Raw genomic sequence first — 16,162 nt, forward strand, 5'->3', positions numbered from 1 at the left:
CGAACGTACGGTGTTGATCTCTGCGGGAGCTGGGAGACTGAGCCGGTGACCTACCAGAACCCCTACCAGTCGGGGCCGCAGCAGCCGATGCCCACGTCGGGGCAGCCGTACCAGGGGCAGCCGTACCAACCGGGCGGCTACGCCCCCGTCCCGGGCCAGGGCCCGGCGGTGCCGAAGTCTGCCGGCGCGGCGGTCGCCCTGGAACTGGTGCCCGGCCTGTTCGGGATCTTCGGGATCGGCAACATCTACGCCGGCAAGATGGCGACCGGCATCGTGCTGATGGTCTCGTTCTGGGTGTTCTTCTGGATCAACGTCCTGCTCACGTTCATCGTCATCGGCTGGATCACCCTGCCGATGACCTGGGTGGCCTATCTGGTGGCCGGCCCGGTCCTGGCGCTGCGGGCGACCGAGAGGTACAACTCGCGGCTGCTGTCCGGCCACCACTGACCGGCGGCGGGAAACCGCCGCCGGTCAGTGGCCGGTCGCTCGCTGGTCGAGCCGCCCGTCCGTCGTTGGTAGACGCTGCCGGTCAGTGGTCCGGCAGCGTCTCCGCTGCCGGCCGCAGCGGGCAGCCACGCACCGTGTACGCCACCAGCCCGGCCACCGCCAGCAGCGTCGCGCAGACCGTGGCGGCGGTGGTCCCGGCCGGCTGGATCAGCCAGGCGCCCACCTGCATCCGCAGCTGCCCACTCGGCCCCATCCACGGCATGATCGAGATCAGGGTCCAGGTCAGCGGCGCGATCCAGGACAGCGCCGCGCCGAACAGCGTGGCGCCGAGCGCGGTCAACCCGACCAGACCGGCCGTGTTGCGTACCACCACGTCGAGCGGCTCGAACCGGGCCTCGGTCACCGTGGTGACCAGGAGCAGCGCGATGAGCGTGGCAGCGGTGAGCAGCAGGTGAACGGCGCGGCGGACCGGCCAGCGGGCCGAGGCGGAGTGGTCCAGGGCGTCGTCGGCGCCGCTGAGCGTGGTGCCGAGCGCGACCGCCGCGATCAGCACGACGACACTGATCATCCGGGTGTTGACGGTCTGTCCGTCGGAGAAGTACGGCCAGGCGACCCAGGTCAGCGCGACGGCGCCGATCGCGATGACCGCGGCGAGGGGTAACCGGCGCGACCGCAGGTAGAGACTGACGAACCTCACTGGTCGCCCGCCATCAGGAGCGCTTCGAACTGGTCGTAGTCGCAGGCGAGGGCCGCCGCGTAGGCCTGCCCGACGAGCTGGCGCTGCTGATCCGCCGGCAGCGCGGTCAGCGCCTGGTACGCCGCATCGATTTTCTGCTGGTCTTGGGGCCGCCACCAGTCCTGCGGCTGCGGCGGCCCGCCGGTCAGCCAGGCCGTCGCCACCGCCTCCGGCTGGAAGGGCGCATAGTCGATAGCGAAAGCCACCTGGCCGGTTGCGCCGCCGCTGTCGCGGCACTCCTGCGACCATAACGACGCCAGCAAGTCCGTCCGGAAGTCTCCGTCGCTGAGATCGGCCTTCCCACTCGAGGTGATGCTGGGGAACCTGAAGACCAGGGTGTCCGCGTCGTGCCGCACCGCTGGCTGCTCCGGTGCCGCGTACGCGTCCATTCGCGCGGTCTCCTCCGCGCGTACCGGCGGGTTGGGCAGCTTGGCCGCCGCGAGCGCGAGCACCTCGCGGACCGGCCCGACGATGTCGGGTAGCAGCGCCGCATGCACCTTCCGGACACATACCGGTGGGCCGTCGTCGTCGCAGACCAGCTCGGCGGCGGCGGGGTCGACGACAGCCGCGCCGTAGTAGCCGCCGGTGGGCAGCAGCGGCACCGCCACCGTGGCGGCGAGGACCGCGGGCAGCACCGCTACGGCGAGCACGCTGCGGCGTACCGCGCCGATCAGCAGCAGCGCGGTGCCGGCCAGCGCCGCCAACCACACAGCCTGCAGCATGCTGACCGAGGCCGGGAGGGTCTGCAGGTCGTCGAAGCCGCCAGGAAAGGCGGGAGTGAGCAGCAACGCGGAGGGATCCGGGCGGGCCTTGACGAAGTTGGCGTCGTAGCCCGACATCGAGACGAAATCCGGCAGCAGCGCCACTACGGCGAACCCGACGACGGCGAGCACCGGCGCGGTGACGATCCGGGGCACGGCCCGACCCGCGGCCATGCCGAGCCAACTGGCGGCGACCATGCCCAGCGCACCGACCGCAATCATGCCGAACACGGTGGGGGAGAGGTAGGCCGCGGTCGGTGCCACCCAGATCGCCCCAACCGCGGCGGCCAGCAGGTACACCACCACCATGGTGGCGGCGAACCCGACGGTGAGCGGAAGGATCCGCTGCCAGCGCGGGCGCACCGTGGTGGCGAACAACTCACCGACGCGACTGCGCCGGTCGCGGCGGCCGAGCCAGGCGCCGCCGGCCAACGCCAGCGGGATCAGCAACAGCAGCGATCCCCGGCTGTAGAGGGCCAGCTGGGTCCACCGTCCCGCGAAGAACTCGGTCGACGTCAGCGTGAACACCGCGCCGACCACCAGGAGCAGGAGAGCGATGCCGGGTACCGCCGACCGGCGTAGCTCCGTCTTCATGATTCGCCCGGTCATCAGATGCCTTCCGTTGATACTCCGGCCTTCCGGCCGGGGAGGAAACGGACTCCTGCGAAGCAGGACAGGGAAAGTCGATTCGCCGCCGAGGCGGATCGACGTCCACTACCCGCACGCCGGGACATCCGGCGTACGGACAGGTGTGCTAACGTGGTGTTGCCTTTCCGGTGACAACCAAGCCGGTCGGGCCTACCGCCGGGCTGGTGGGAAGTGACGTCTGTGGAGACTGTGTAAGACCGATGGGCGGTACTCCGTCCCTTGCCGTTGATTCGGGTCGGCTGTGGTCGGCGAAGCAGAAAACTCGACCCGTGAGGGTCGAGTCTCCCTGCTTCAGCAGGGGGAGATGTCAAGCTGGCACCTTCCCTCGGTACGCGCGCAGCAGCGCCGAGTAGCCGCGTTCGGTGGCGCTGTCCCCGGCGTCGTCGGCACTGCCCTGCGCGGCCAGTTCGCCGCTGGCGCCCTGCCAGACCAGCTGGCCCTCGTTGACCAGCACCACGTCGGTGCAGGCTGCGGCGACGTCCTCGACCAGGTGGGTGGAGACCAGCACACAGCTGTCCGAGCCGATCTCGCGCAGCAGCTCCCGGAAGTCCAGGCGCTGTTCCGGGTCGAGCCCGACGGTCGGCTCGTCGAGCAGCAGCACCTCCGGGTCGTTGACGATCGCCTGGGCGATCCCGGCCCGGCGCAGCATCCCGCCGGAGAGCGTCTTCAACTTGGAGTCGGCCCGGCTGGTCAGCCCGACCCGGTCGACGGCCCGCTGCACGGCACCGGGAACGGCGGCCTTCGGCATCTCCTTCAGCCAGGCCATGTACTCGACGAACTCCCGCACCGTGAAGCGCGGGTAGAAGCCGAAATGCTGCGGCAGGTAGCCCAGCCGCTGCCGAACCCGACGCAGGTCCGCCCGACCGGTCACGTCCTCGCCGAGCAGGGTCAGCCGGCCGCCGGCCGGCTTCAGCACCGTCGCGAGGGCCCGCATCAGGGTCGTCTTCCCGGCGCCGTTCGGGCCGAGCAGGCCGTGCACGCCGGTGCCCAACGCCAGGTCCAGCCCGTTGACGGCAAGGTGCCGGCCGGCCCGGACGACCAGACGTTCGGCGTGCACCGCCCACGCGTACGTGGGGGGTGCGGTCTCTGCCGCGCTGACCGCACGCATCATCAATCTCTCCTTCGGTGGAAACTCATGGCGCCTGGCGGACCACCGCCAGGTGGGGAAGATGTGAGCCGACCGGCCGACCGTGTGTCCGACCGGCCGGCGTCGCGGAGTCAGGACCGGTCGGACGAGATCCGGCCGAGGCGCAGCCGGTTGTGGTCGCTGGCCCGTACGGCCGTAACGGCCACCAACGCCACGGTGGCCACCGCCCAGCCGGGCCAGCTGCCGGACTCCAGGATGACCGGGAGTTGCCGGCCGACCAGACTGGGCAGGATCACCCCTATCGACCAGAGGACCGTCAACCCGAGCGCGGCCCGGTCCACTCCGACCAGCCCGCCCAGTGCCAGCGCGCCAGCGGTGAAGGCCAGACCGGGCAGGAGCCACAGCGCGGGGGACTGCCCGGTCGACCAGCCGGCCGCCGCGAGCACCGGCACGACCGTGGTCAGCACCGCGAGGGTGCGGCGCAGCAGCAACGGCAACCCGGTCCGGGGCATCGTCGCCATCAGTTCCCAGGCCGGGTCGGTACGGCGGCTCCACGCAGCGGCCACCGGCAGCAGGGGAGCCACCGGAGCGACCAGCAGGACCAGCGAGGGCAGGCTGGCGAAGGTGGTCTCGAACAGGACCGCGATCAGCATCAACGCGACCGCCGTGGCCAGCCAGGGGAGGATCCGGGCGGCGACCCCGGAACGCCGCAGCCGGCGGCGGCGTACCGGTGCCGGGCCGGCCTCGATCCCGGCTGCGACACCGACGGCCACCCGGTCCAGCAGTTGCCGGTCGGCCGGGCCGACGCTGTCGGACAGCTGCATCCGGCAGGGCGCGCAGGACTCCAGGTGGGCTTCGACTGCCCAGACGGTCGCGTCGTCGACCCGGGGGTCACCGGACGCGTAGCGGGAGATCAGGGTCGGGGTGGGGTGGGTGGTCATGACAACGCCTCCCGTAGCGCGATCCGGGCCCGCCGCGCGTACGTCTTCACGGTTCCTTCCGGCATGCCGAGCAGCACCGACGTCTCCCGGGTGGTCAGACCGTCGAGCACCATGGCGCGCAGTACCTGCCGCAGGTTGGCCGGCAGGGCCAGCAGCGCCTGTTCCAGGTCGGCGTTCATCCGGCCGGCCAGCGCCTCGTCCTCGGCGGCCGGGGCGACGGTGGCGGCGGTCTGCACCGCCGGGACCCGTTCCCGGCGGGCCCGGGCGCGGAACGCGTCGACCAGCCGGCGGGCGGCGATGGTCCACAGCCAGCCGACCGCGCTGCCCTTCGCCGCGTCCTGGGCCTGGCTGCCGGCCGAGCGCCATACCGCCAGGTAGGTGTCCTGCAGCACTTCGGCGACCATGTCGTCGTCGGCGCACCTGCGGCGTAGCCGCGCGGTCAACCAGGGCGACGTCCGGCGGTACAGCTCGTCGAAGGCCCGCCGATCGCCCCGGGCGATGCGGCGCAGCAGCTCACCCTCGTCGAGTGCGTCCAAGCTCCGTCTCACAACAGGCAAGACGATCCGCGCCCCCACGATGGTTTTCCATCTCGAGTGACCTGGGTCACGTGACGCGTCGATGCCGGACCGAACGGCGCACGGGAACGTCTGTTGCCGTCACCCGGTGCAGCGCTCTCGCGGCAAAGGCGGCCCGGTGCGTAGAGTTTCAGGTCGCATCGGTGGCGATCCAGGGACGAGACGGGTACGGACATGACGGTGGACGACGTACGGCCGCTTGGTGAGTCGGCCCCGGCCGGGGTCGACCCGGCGCAGCTGGCGGTCTGCCTCGATGTCATCGAGGCGCTGTCGGCGCTGCCGTCCGATCATCCGGACGTGGTACGGGTGCAGCGGGCCACCGCGAAGCTGTACAAGTCGGTGAAGCGCCAGCGGCGGGCCGAGCGCCGCGACGCCGTCCTCTCCGCCGACCGGGCCGTCACCGCCGCGACCGCGACCGGGGCACCCGGGCGCATCGACGACGAGACCAGGGGCATCCCGCTGGTGTCGTCGACCGTCGGCGCCACCGCCGGCATCCTGCGCCAGCCCCGCGCCTGCTACATCTGCAAGGAGCGTTACCGCGAGGTGGACGCGTTCTACCACCAGCTCTGCCCGCCGTGCGCCAAGCTCAACCACGAGCGCCGGGACGCCCGTACCGACCTGACCGGCCGCCGGGCGCTGCTCACCGGCGGCCGGGCCAAGATCGGCATGTACATCGCGCTGCGGCTGCTGCGCGACGGCGCGCACACCACGATCACCACCCGGTTCCCGCAGGACGCCGCCCGCCGGTTCGCCGCCATGGACGACAGCGACCAGTGGCTGCACCGGCTGCGGATCGTCGGCGTCGACCTGCGCGACCCGGCCCAGGTGATCGCGGTCGCCGATTCGGTGGCCGCGCAGGGTCCGCTGGACATCCTGATCAACAACGCGGCGCAGACCGTCCGGCGCAGCGCCGGCGCGTACGCCCAACTGGTCGCCGCGGAGTCGGCGCCGCTGCCCGACGGGCCGCTGCCGGAGATCGTCAGTTTCGCCTCGGTCGGTGGCCGGGGCACCGCCGCGACGGCGATCGCCGGACCGTCGCAGCCGTCGGCGATCACCCCGCAGGCGCTCACCGCGTTGGCGTTGACCAGTGGCTCGGCCACCCCGGACCGGATCGCCCTGGCCACCGCGATCGACGCCGGTGGGCTGGTGCCGGACCTCGACCCGGTGAACAGCTGGGTGCAGCGGGTGCACGAGGTCGACGCGGTGGAGCTGCTGGAGGTGCAGCTGTGCAACTCCGTCGCCCCGTTCATCCTGATCAGCCGGCTACGTCCGGCGATGGCCGCCGCGCCGGCCCGGCGCAAATACGTGGTGAACGTGTCGGCGATGGAGGGAGTGTTCAGCCGCGGCTACAAAGGGCCCGGTCACCCGCACACCAACATGGCCAAGGCCGCGCTGAACATGCTGACCCGCACCAGCGCGCGGGAGATGCTGACCGATGGCATCCTGATGACCGCCGTCGACACCGGCTGGATCACCGACGAACGGCCGCACCCGACGAAGATGCGGCTGGCCGACGAGGGCTTCCACGCGCCGCTGGACCTGGTCGACGGCGCGGCCCGGGTGTACGACCCGATCGTCCGTGGTGAGCAGGGCGAGGACCTGTTCGGCTGCTTCCTGAAGGACTACGCGCCGGCCGCCTGGTAGGCCGCAGCCGCAGGCGGGTGGTCACCGGCCGAGGACTCTCCCGACCGCTCCGGCGTACCGGCCGGCCCGTCGCGGTCGCTCACGGCTGCCAGCAGCCACGACACGGCGCTCAGACAGGCGAGCATGGCGATCGGGACGGTGACCCGGTCCGCCGACGCGCCCAGCCACCAGTCGACGTCCGACGGCCCGGTCACATAGGTGGCCACCAACGTCGTCGCGTACCCGCAGCTGAGCAGCCAGATCCAAAGGTCCGACCCGGTTCCGAGCGCGGCACGTCGCCGACGGACCAGCATGGCCCCGGCCAGCGAACCGCAGGCGGCCACGGCCACCAGCGGACCGACCGTTTCCCACATCGCGTCGAGGGTGGGGGGCAGGCGGCTGGTCAGGCGGGCGGTGTCGCCGAACAGGCTGCCCAGCGGCTCGGCCTGCTCGATGTCCGATGTCGAACCCACCAGGCGGGACAGCCCGACCCAGGCCAGGCCCGACCCGACCGGCAGCCAGACCAGCCACGCCCGGCCGAGGTCACGGCGTTCCCGGACCGTCACCAGGGCGGCGAGGATGCCGCCGGCCACCAGCCCTTCGTTCTTGCTGAGGACGGCGGCGGTCAGCAGCACCAGCCCGAGAGCGGGACGGACGAACGGATCGCGGCCGAGTAGCAGAGCCGCAGCGGCACCGACCAGACACGCCGACCACAGGGCGTCGGCGTAGCCGGCGGCCACGTACTCCGCTCCGGTCGCCCAGGTCGCCAGTCCGACCGCGACCCCGGCGGACCAGGCGAGCCAGGGCCGGCTCCGGGCGAAGGCGCTCGCGACCGCCACGACGGTGGCGGCGACCGCCGAGAACGTGGTCACGGCCGACACCAACTGCGCGGTCCGGTAGCCCTGGCCGAACAGGGTCCAGGCCGCGGCGACCGGGGCGGAGGCCAGCGGCGGGTAGTCGGTGTGCGAGAAGGCGAAGCCGGGGCTGGCCATCGCCGCTCGGGCGATCTCGCCGTCGTAGGTGAAGTACCCGGCGTGCAGCCACCAGATCGAGTGTGCGTCCCAACTTGTCGGCGGGTGCAGGACAAGAAGGAACGGTACGGCGAGAACGCCGGCCGTGACGCCGAAGGCCAGCCACGGTGCGCCGGCCGGCCATGGTACGGCGGGCGGAGCCGGCTGTTTCCGGCACAGCCACCAGGTCCGGCGTAGCCACCAGCCGCAGACCGCCCAGGTGATCATGAAGGCTACCGCCAGCCAGCTGCGGAAGCTGGCGCCGAAGACCAGCATCAGTACCACCGCGACCGTGCTGACCAGCGCCGTGGCGAGCGGAGCGAGCAGCAGGGCGACAGGAACGGACCGGACGATCGCGAACGCCAGCGGCAGTCCGGCCGCCACGATGAGCGCGACCGTCAGCAGGTGAACGACGGACATCAGTCGAGCACCGTCGGCAGTGGCACCATCGGCTGGAGCACCGTCAGCTCGACGTCGAACCGGCGTCCCACCGTGGTGTCCCGGTGGACGAGGCTGGCCCGGTAGTCGGCGTCCCGGCGGTTGGTGACCACGGTGCCGCCGGCCAGCGCGGTGAACTCACTGAACCGCTGCAGCCAGAGATGCTTGAGCGGCGGATCGATGAGCACCCGACTGCCCGGCGGCACGGTCGCGACGAACTCGCGGCGGATCTTCTCGAAGTCGTGGTGCAGACGTCGGTCCGGCGCCAGTTGACCCGGTGACCGGGCGTATCCGACACCAGTGACCCCGGCGTCGTAGGCACCTCGGCCGGCGAGCACCACACACAGCAGGGCGAGCATGACCACGAGCACCTGAGCCAGCTGCCGGCTCGGGCGTGATCGTCGTAGTTCCACCGGTGCTCCTGTTCCTGGTCCGCGAGGCAGGCGACAGGTAGGTAAACGCTCAGCCGGGCCGACGGGTAACTCGGTCGGCGTGATCATGGGCGGGCGAGGTCAGGGCACCGTGCCGGATGAGGACGCGCCTCACGAGGATCGCCGTCGGGCTGCTGGCGGTCGCCGCCCTGACCTTCGGCCTGCCACCGAACCCAGCCATGGCCGTCAACCAGGTCGGCTGCGGAAACCGGACCGACTTCCTGCTTCGCCGGGGCCCGGGTCCGGGTGTACGAGGTGCGGATCTGGTGACCAGCGACTGACCGCCTGCCGCCGGCCCGCCCTGCCGCGTCCTGCCTCCCCGTGGTGGGTGGGCCCCACGGCGACGGAGCCGGGCGTTTCCGACGGACAGGTGGGTGATCCCCGAGGGATTCCTGGCGGTCGATCAACGCGGTGGTAATACTCCGTTTACAAGGGGCGGCGCCCTGGACGAGACAGCGGGTGCTGGGGTCGGAGGCTGCCCAAAGTAGAAGATCAAAGGAGACTCGTCGTGAGATCGATGTCCCGTACCGTCCGACTGATGCTCGCCGTGGCGACCGGGCTGGCGCTGATGGCGACCGCCAGCCCGGCGGCCGCAGCACCCACCGACACCGCCGCGTCGGGGTCCGTCACCGCCGGCGCGGCGGCGACCTGGGACCTGTCGGACTACCAGCAGCGGGCCTGCATTCCGGCGAATGCTCCGTACTGGACGTACTTCGTCGGCTTCATCGCCGGCAGTTGGTCGACGCCGCTGCAGGTCGACGTGCAGGGTCTGCCCGAGGGCACCGTCACCAGCCTGCCGCACCCGCCGATCGCCCCGAGGGACAACGGCGACCGGTACATCGGCACGGCCTGGGTCAGCGTGGACCTGCCGCCACTGGACTACGGCGACTACCCGGCCGTGATGACGGTGACCGACGGGTCAAGCACCCAGACCATGCCGATCCTGATCCGGGCGCAGGAGCGCTGGGGCTGCTGAGCCGACATCCGCTGCCCGCCCGCCACGGGTGGTGACCCACCGGGCGGGCAGCGACTCGGCGATCGCGGTCGCGATCCGGCCCCGCCGGGGCCAATGTCAGTCCCCTAGGGACCGTGTGCGGGGTTTGCGCTGGCCCGGCTACGTGGGGTCTCCGGAGCCGCTGCGCGGGCCGGCCAGCTACGGCACGGTGTCGGCGAGCAGGTTCGGGTCGGGCACCACCGACTTGCTGGCGACGTTGGCGAGCATCTGGTGCGCCATGTGGAAACCGAAGTCCTCGGTGACCGCCTTCTTCCAGTGCCGCGACACGATGTTGTGGGTGGCCCATCGGGTGTAGCGGGGCCGCTTCATGATGAACCGGGCCAACTCCCAGGCGCGGTCGAGGAGCTGGTCACGGGGGAGAACGTCGCTGACGATCCCCCATTCGAGGGCCTTGTCCGCAGGGATCGATTTGGCTGCATAGATGTGGTACGCCGCACGCTTGGCGCCCATCAGCGCCTCCAGCGCCATGCCCTGACCGTCGCCGGGCGGGGAACCCAGCCAGAAGTGCGGGTCCAGGAAATCGGCGTCCGGCGCGGCGAAGGTGACATCGCTCATCATCGCGAACTCGGTGTGTACACCCGGACCGTTGACTGCGGCGATCGTCGGGATGTCGATGCTGTTGACGAAGCTCTCGATGAGCTTCCAACCGTCGTACATCCGCTGGTAGATGTGGTCGGGGTCCAGGTCGGCGGCGGGGACGGGGTTGAGCCCCTTCGGGTTGCCGGTCATCCACTTGTCGCCGGTCCCGGTGATGATGAGCACCTGGTTGGCGGGATCGTTGCCGACGTCCTGCCACACTCGTTGCCACACGTTGTGTGCCGCGTGGGAGTGCTGGTACGGCCCGTCGTCGGTGTGTAGCCGGACCTCGATGATGCCGTCCTCGCGCCGCATCCGGAAGAAGTCCGCGTAGCGCGCCGAGTACTCGGCGAATGTGGGCGGCGCGAGGTAGCCCTGCCAGTGCTCGGCCGGATCGAATGCCATCTGCCCGTACCTCCGTGTGTCGTGGGGATGACCTGGGCCCGTAAGCTACACCACTCGGTGTGCTTTTGAGGAGGGGTGTCGACCTACCGGGTGGCCGCCGCGTCCGGGTAGAGGGGCACCGAGCGGACCGACCGGCCCTCGGAGTCCAGGACCCGGCCGAGCAGTTTGGTCATGTTCAGCACGACCGAGCGGTCCTGGACGCGCAGTGCCGGCAGTTGTTGACCCATCCGCCACTCCAGGTCGTGCACCTCCGCGATCGACCGTAGCGACGCGTCGACGATCACGTTGAACGGCCCGGCGACGAACGTCGAGGCACGGACCCCCGGCAGGGTGCGGATGCGCTCCTCGGCGGCCCGCAGATCCTGCACGTCGAGCGACCCGAAGTACACCGCCGAGACCGAGCGGCCGGACAGGTGGCGGGAGACGTCGCACCGGAAGGTGATCAGGCCGGCCTCCTGCAGCCGGGACAACCGTCGGCGGACGGCCACCGGCCCGACGCCGGCGTGCCCGGCGAGCTGTTCGAACGACATCCGGCCGTCGGACTGCAGCGCCCGGATGATCCGGATGTCGGCGGCGGCGAGGACCTCGGCGTCGTCGGAGCGCTGTGCCGTCCGTACGTCGAGCCGGCTCCGCTGCTCCGACGTCAGCGCGCCCTCCCGCCACCGGCTCGCCTCCAGCGTCGAACGGGTGACGACGTGGCTGCGGACCCGGACGATCCCGCTGGTGCCCCGGACCAGGTTCAGCAGGTAACCCGACAGTGAGTCGAGATCCGGGGCCTGCGCCAGCATCAGCACGTCCCGGGCGCCGCTGGTCACCTTCACGGTCGCCGCCTGGTTGTCCTCGGCGAGGATCCGCGCGACCTCGGTCGACCGTCCCGGGGCACAGTCGATCTCCACCAGAGCGCAGGCCGGGGTCGCGGGCCCCGAGGGATGCGCGGTCACCCAGGCGACGCCCTCGGACTCCATCCGCGCCCAGCGCCGGCTCACCGTCGCCGGGTCGACGTTGAGTACGTCGCCGAGGTCCCGCCAACTGGCCCGGGGAGCCGACCGCACCGCGTCGACGATTGCGACATCGAGCTCGTCGAGGGGCGAATGCGCCATTGTCCACCGATCCTTTCTTGCAACCAAGAGATGGGAGATGGAGATTTCATGCAGTTCGGAGGCGAGAAGGAAGGATCAACCTATCTTGGCGATGGTCACACGAAACGAACGGTCACTCGGCAGCTAACGAGAGACGAACGAGGAAGGTCGGCGGGTGGGACTCCACGACGGCGCGGCACTGCGGGTGCACAACGTACGGCTCATCGACGGCATCAGCCCGGGAGCCGTGGACGACGCGGTGCTGGAAGCCGGCGACGACGGCCGGATCACCTACGCCGGACCGGCGGCAGGCGCCCCTGCTGCCCGCCCCGGCGTACGCAGCGTCGACGGCCGGGGCGGGACGCTACTGCCCGGACTTTTCGACTGCCACACCCACCTCGGTGTCGCCTCCGACCGGTCACTTGTCGATGTGGCGATGCTGACCGACCCGGTCCTCGGCGTTCTGCGCACGAGCGAGCGGCTCCGTCGCACGCTCGACGCCGGGATCACCTCCGCACGCGACCTCGGCGGCCTGCCCGCCGGCTTCCGCGACGCTGTCGCGGCCGGGCTCATCGCCGGTCCCCGGCTGCAGACGTCGGTCGGCGTGATCAGCCACACCGGCGGCCACGCCGACGGAACCTTGCCGAGCGGCCGGGATCTCGCGCTCGACTACTGCGAGATCGCCGACGACGTGACCGGCGTACGCAAGGCCGCGCGCCGGGTGCTGCGGGCCGGTGCCGACCTCATCAAGATCTGTACGAGTGGCGGGATGAGCAGTGCCCACGACGATCCCGACGATCAGGACCTGCTCGACGAGGAGATCGCCGCAGCCGTCGACGAAGGGCGCCGGCACCGTGGGCGCCCGGTCGCCGCCCATGCTCAGGGACGCGCCGGCGTGCTCGCCGCCATCCGCGGCGGAGTCCGGTCGGTCGAGCACGGCTACGGCATCGACGACGAGGGGTGCGACCTGCTCGGCGAGTATGGCGCGTTCCTCGTACCCACCCTGTCCACCGTCTTCCAGCCACTGGATCCGGGCCGGACCGTGCCGTGGCGGTACCAGAAGAAGCTGCGCTGGAACGAGCAGACCAAGGCCAACATCGCGCAGGCGATCGCGCGGAAGGTGACCATCGCCGTCGGGACGGACGCCGGTATCAGTCCGCACGGGCAGAACCCCTTCGAGCTGTGGTGTCTCGTCCAGCTCGGTATGTCACCGATGGACGCCATCCGGTCGGCGACGTCCACCAGCGCCCAACTCCTCGGCGTCGGCGACTCCCTCGGCGCACTACGACCCGGGTACGTCGCCGATCTGGTCCTGTGCACGCAGGACCCGCTGCGGGAGATCGCCTGCCTGTCGACGCCCGAGAACATCGCGCTGGTCGCCCAGCAAGGGGTCATCCGCAAGCTCACGCTATCCGATCATTCCGTGTCCGAGGAGGGGACCACACCCGGTCCGAGGAGCGAGACGACAGAGGAGACATAGATGCAAGACACCGCCACCGACACAGACACCGACACAGACAGACCGAGAACCGATCTGCACACCGGCTGGACCGGGCGGGTCGTCGGCTACGTCGTGATCCTCATTCTGGTGAACGTCATGGTCGACAGCGTGATCGCGTCGCCGACATTCGTCCTGCCGCAGCTGAGCGCCGCTTTCGACACCACGCAGTTCGCCTGGCTCGGCTCCAGCGCGTTGCTCGCCGGGGCGATGTGGGCGCCGCTGCTCGGCAAGAGCGCCGACATCTACGGTAAGCGCAAGGTCCTGGTGATCACCCTGCTGGTCGCCGGTGCTGGCGGTGTCGTATGCCTGTTCGCGCCGCACATCAGCGTCTTCGTCCTCGGACGGGTCCTGCAGGGCGCCGCAGTCGGCGCGCTGTTTCTCACGGTCGCGCTGATCCGCGACATCTGCGCGTCGAAGTTCGCGATGGTGGTGACCGGCATCGTCACCTCCGGTTCGGCCGTCTTCGGCATCGTCACCCCGTTCATCCTGGAACCGGCGCTGCATGTCTTCGGCTGGCGGGTGGTGTTCGTCATCTCCGCGACATTCGCCGGCCTGGCCACGGTGCTGGTACGCACGGTGCTGCCGAAGACCCCGAGCACCACTCCGGGCACGGTGGACATCGTCGGCGCACTCGTGCTCGGTGGCGGCATCGCGGGCGTTCTCGTCTACGTCAGCCTCGGGCAGGTGTTCGGATGGCTGGGTATCTTCCCGCTGGCCGTCCTCACCGCCGGTATCGTCGCGCTGTTGACCTGGTTCTTCGTCCTGAGCCGCAAGCCGGAACCGGTGATCGACATCCGGGGCATCTCGCTGCCGCTCGGGCTCGGCCTGCTGGTGGTCGTCATGGGCACGGGCGCGTACCAGAGCATGCTGCAGCTGTTCAGCCTGCTGATCGAGGTCTCCCCGGACGAGGGTCTCGGTTACGGGATCTCCGCGCCCGCCGCCCTCGGCCTGATGTTCGGCATCCCGTCGATCGGCATCATGCTCGGCGGCATCCTGGCCGGCTCGATCGCCACCCGCGTCGGCCCGGCCTGGACCCTGGCGGCCGGGGTGGTGACGGGTACGACAGCGACGGTGATCATGTTCCTCGCCGGTGCGGCGAACCTGCCGATCGCGGTGGTCTGCTCGTTCATGCTGAGCTTGACCGCAGGGTCGCTGGTCACCTCCGGATTCAACCTCGGGTCGATCCTCGCGCCGCCGCAGCGGCAGGGCACCGTGTCGAGCATGGTCATGGTGATGGTCGCGGTCGGCGCGGTGACGATGAACTTCATCGGCTCCGCGATTCTCGGCGCGACCCGCATCGTCGTCGACGGTGAATCCGTCAACTCCTCGCTCGGCGTGCACTCCTACATCGCCGTCGCGGCCGGGGCGTTCGTCCTGGCCGGCATCCCGACCGTTTTCCTTGTCCGCCGGCTGCGCGGCCATGTCGTCAGTGGCGTCCCGGTCAGTCACATCTGACGACCGACCGGCTACATCGAGGAGGACGACGGTGACCGACACCGCACCCACCAGCCCCGCCCAGGCGCGGCACCCGTACAGCCCGGTGCGGCAGACCCCGGCCGGACTCGTCTTCGTCTCCGGCCAGCTGGGGATCGCCGACGGTGCACTCGCCCCAGGGGGCATCGCCGCCGAGACCCGGCAGGCCTTGGCGAACCTGCGGGACAAGCTGGCCTCCGCCGGGCTGGACTTCAGCCACCTTGTCAAGGTCACCGTCTACCTGGCGTCGATGGACGACCGCAACGCCATGGACGCGATCTACCACGAGACGCTGCCCGAACCACGCCCGGCCCGTACCTGCATCGCCGTCGCGGAGCTGCCGTACCGGGCCCGGGTCGAACTCGACGCGATCGCCGTGCGGGACGGACAGCGGCCGGGCGCCGCGTCCCGCACAGCGGTCGAGACGGCGTCGGGTCTCGCGGTGACGATCGGCGACGTCGTCGCCGCGCGGACCCGGATCGCCGGCGACGTCGTGCGGACACCGCTGCTCCAGGCCACCTGGGCACCCGGCGACCTCTGGCTCAAGGCCGAGAACCTGCAGCCGACCGGGGCGTTCAAGTTGCGCGGCGCGCTGAACGCGATCGGTCGGCACGATCCGCAGGTACGGGCCCGGGGCGTGCTCACCCACTCCAGCGGCAACCACGGCCAGGCCGTGGCCTGGGCCGCCCGGGCGGCCGGCGTGCCCGCCGTGATCGTCATGCCGCGAACCGCCACCGAGGTCAAGGTGGCGGCGACCCGGGCGTTGGGCGCCGAGATCATCTCGGTCGCCGCCGACCAGCGCGACCTGACGACCGCCGACCTGCGGGCGCGGCGCGGCTTGACGGTCATCCCGCCGTACGACCACGTCGACGTGATCGCCGGGCAGGGCACCCTCGCCATCGAGATACTCGACGACCTGGCCGACATCGACACGGTGCTCGTCCCGGTCGGCGGAGGCGGGCTGATCTCCGGGGTGGGCGTCGTGGTCCGGGCGCGCTCGCCGCGCACCCGGGTGGTCGGGGTGGAACCCGAGCTGGCGGCCGATGCCCGCGATTCGCTCGCCAGCCGGCGTCGAGTCGAGTGGGACGCCGGGGCCACCAGCCGTTCGGTCGCTGACGGGACTCGCGCGTCCGTCCTCGGCGAAGTCACCTTCCCGCTGATCCAGGCGACGGTCGACGAGATCGTCACGGTGAGCGAGGACCAGATCTTGGACGCGGTGGCGACCCTGGCGTGTCGGGGTCACCTGGTCGCCGAACCCAGCGGTGCGCTGAGCACCGCCGCCTACCTCGCCGACCCGCACCGGTACGGCCGCACGGTCGCCATCGTCTCCGGCGGCAACATCGACCCGGCCCTGCTCTCCCGTGCGCTCGCCCGCTCACCCTGAACCCGCTCACCTCCCGATCCGCTGTCCACACT

The 16,162-nt window shown here is 70.9% G+C and carries 16 protein-coding genes and 1 pseudogene; 8 read left to right on the forward strand and 9 right to left on the reverse strand.

Features of this window, described 5'->3' with window-relative positions; translation table 11 throughout:
* The first annotated feature begins 45 nt into the window (after positions 1 to 45).
* A complete protein-coding gene (locus tag O7629_RS05290; protein WP_278167821.1) occupies positions 46 to 447 on the forward strand; it encodes a hypothetical protein in 402 nt (133 codons plus the stop codon).
* 82 nt (positions 448 to 529) lie between these two features.
* Here O7629_RS05290 and O7629_RS05295 read toward each other — a convergent pair whose 3' ends face one another.
* From O7629_RS05295 to O7629_RS05315, 5 genes are all read right to left on the reverse strand, one after another.
* Positions 530 to 1,144, reverse strand: a complete 615-nt coding sequence (locus tag O7629_RS05295) for a hypothetical protein (RefSeq protein ID WP_278167822.1) — start codon at positions 1,142 to 1,144, stop codon at positions 530 to 532.
* Entirely contained in the window at positions 1,141 to 2,553 is a 1,413-nt protein-coding gene (locus tag O7629_RS05300; protein WP_278167823.1) for a hypothetical protein, read from the reverse strand. The genes O7629_RS05295 and O7629_RS05300 overlap by 4 nt, the downstream gene beginning before the upstream one ends.
* Positions 2,554 to 2,899: 346 nt before the next feature.
* Complete coding sequence (locus O7629_RS05305; protein WP_278174415.1) at positions 2,900 to 3,700, reverse strand: ABC transporter ATP-binding protein; 801 nt, start codon at positions 3,698 to 3,700, stop codon at positions 2,900 to 2,902.
* A 110-nt stretch (positions 3,701 to 3,810) separates the two neighbouring features.
* Positions 3,811 to 4,620 (reverse strand): zf-HC2 domain-containing protein, encoded by an 810-nt coding sequence (locus O7629_RS05310; RefSeq protein ID WP_278167824.1) that lies wholly within the window; start codon positions 4,618 to 4,620, stop codon positions 3,811 to 3,813.
* Entirely contained in the window at positions 4,617 to 5,168 is a 552-nt protein-coding gene (locus tag O7629_RS05315) for an RNA polymerase sigma factor (protein ID WP_199757477.1), read from the reverse strand. The genes O7629_RS05310 and O7629_RS05315 overlap by 4 nt, the downstream gene beginning before the upstream one ends.
* 201 nt (positions 5,169 to 5,369) lie before the next feature.
* On the opposite strand from O7629_RS05315, the gene O7629_RS05320 reads away from it, so the two are divergent.
* On the forward strand, positions 5,370 to 6,839 hold the full coding sequence (locus O7629_RS05320; protein WP_278167826.1) for an SDR family NAD(P)-dependent oxidoreductase: 1,470 nt from the start codon (positions 5,370 to 5,372) through the stop codon (positions 6,837 to 6,839).
* Here the strand turns inward: O7629_RS05320 and O7629_RS05325 are convergent.
* Both O7629_RS05325 and O7629_RS05330 read right to left on the reverse strand, forming a co-directional pair.
* Entirely contained in the window at positions 6,818 to 8,248 is a 1,431-nt protein-coding gene (locus tag O7629_RS05325) for a hypothetical protein (protein WP_278167828.1), read from the reverse strand. The two genes, O7629_RS05320 and O7629_RS05325, sit on opposite strands and share 22 nt — an antisense overlap.
* On the reverse strand, positions 8,248 to 8,679 hold the full coding sequence (locus tag O7629_RS05330; RefSeq protein WP_278167829.1) for a hypothetical protein: 432 nt from the start codon (positions 8,677 to 8,679) through the stop codon (positions 8,248 to 8,250). The genes O7629_RS05325 and O7629_RS05330 overlap by 1 nt, the downstream gene beginning before the upstream one ends.
* A 116-nt stretch (positions 8,680 to 8,795) precedes the next feature.
* Here O7629_RS05330 and O7629_RS05335 point away from each other — a divergent pair, with 116 nt between their 5' ends.
* Together O7629_RS05335 and O7629_RS05340 are read left to right on the forward strand one after the other, a co-directional pair.
* On the forward strand, positions 8,796 to 8,978 hold the full coding sequence (locus O7629_RS05335) for a hypothetical protein (RefSeq protein WP_278167830.1): 183 nt from the start codon (positions 8,796 to 8,798) through the stop codon (positions 8,976 to 8,978).
* 236 nt (positions 8,979 to 9,214) lie between these two features.
* Positions 9,215 to 9,673, forward strand: coding sequence for a DUF5980 family protein (locus tag O7629_RS05340; RefSeq protein WP_278174416.1), 459 nt, complete (start codon positions 9,215 to 9,217; stop codon positions 9,671 to 9,673).
* A 177-nt stretch (positions 9,674 to 9,850) separates the two neighbouring features.
* Here the strand turns inward: O7629_RS05340 and O7629_RS05345 are convergent, their stop codons facing one another.
* Positions 9,851 to 10,693, reverse strand: a complete 843-nt coding sequence (locus O7629_RS05345; RefSeq protein ID WP_278167832.1) for an enoyl-CoA hydratase/isomerase family protein — start codon at positions 10,691 to 10,693, stop codon at positions 9,851 to 9,853.
* A gap of 83 nt (positions 10,694 to 10,776) precedes the next feature.
* On the reverse strand, positions 10,777 to 11,793 hold the full coding sequence (locus O7629_RS05350) for an Lrp/AsnC family transcriptional regulator (protein WP_278167833.1): 1,017 nt from the start codon (positions 11,791 to 11,793) through the stop codon (positions 10,777 to 10,779).
* A 154-nt stretch (positions 11,794 to 11,947) separates the two neighbouring features.
* On the opposite strand from O7629_RS05350, the gene O7629_RS05355 reads away from it, so the two are divergent.
* The 4 genes and pseudogenes from O7629_RS05355 to O7629_RS05365 all read left to right on the forward strand — a co-directional run bounded on the left by O7629_RS05355 (position 11,948) and on the right by O7629_RS05365 (position 16,130).
* Complete coding sequence (locus O7629_RS05355; RefSeq protein ID WP_278167835.1) at positions 11,948 to 13,252, forward strand: amidohydrolase family protein; 1,305 nt, start codon at positions 11,948 to 11,950, stop codon at positions 13,250 to 13,252.
* A gap of 117 nt (positions 13,253 to 13,369) precedes the next feature.
* Entirely contained in the window at positions 13,370 to 14,728 is a 1,359-nt protein-coding gene (locus tag O7629_RS05360; RefSeq protein ID WP_278174417.1) for an MFS transporter, read from the forward strand.
* Positions 14,694 to 15,113, forward strand: a pseudogene (locus tag O7629_RS33590) (RidA family protein); the annotation flags it as partial. The gene O7629_RS05360 and the pseudogene O7629_RS33590, both read left to right, overlap by 35 nt.
* Positions 15,114 to 15,188: 75 nt before the next feature.
* Positions 15,189 to 16,130: a threonine/serine dehydratase gene (locus O7629_RS05365; protein WP_347403716.1), complete on the forward strand. Its 942-nt coding sequence runs from the start codon at positions 15,189 to 15,191 to the stop codon at positions 16,128 to 16,130.
* Positions 16,131 to 16,162: the final 32 nt, after the last annotated feature.

The sequence above is a fragment of the Solwaraspora sp. WMMD792 genome (genome assembly GCF_029626105.1).
In the GTDB taxonomy this organism is placed as follows: Bacteria; Actinomycetota; Actinomycetes; order Mycobacteriales; family Micromonosporaceae; genus Micromonospora_E.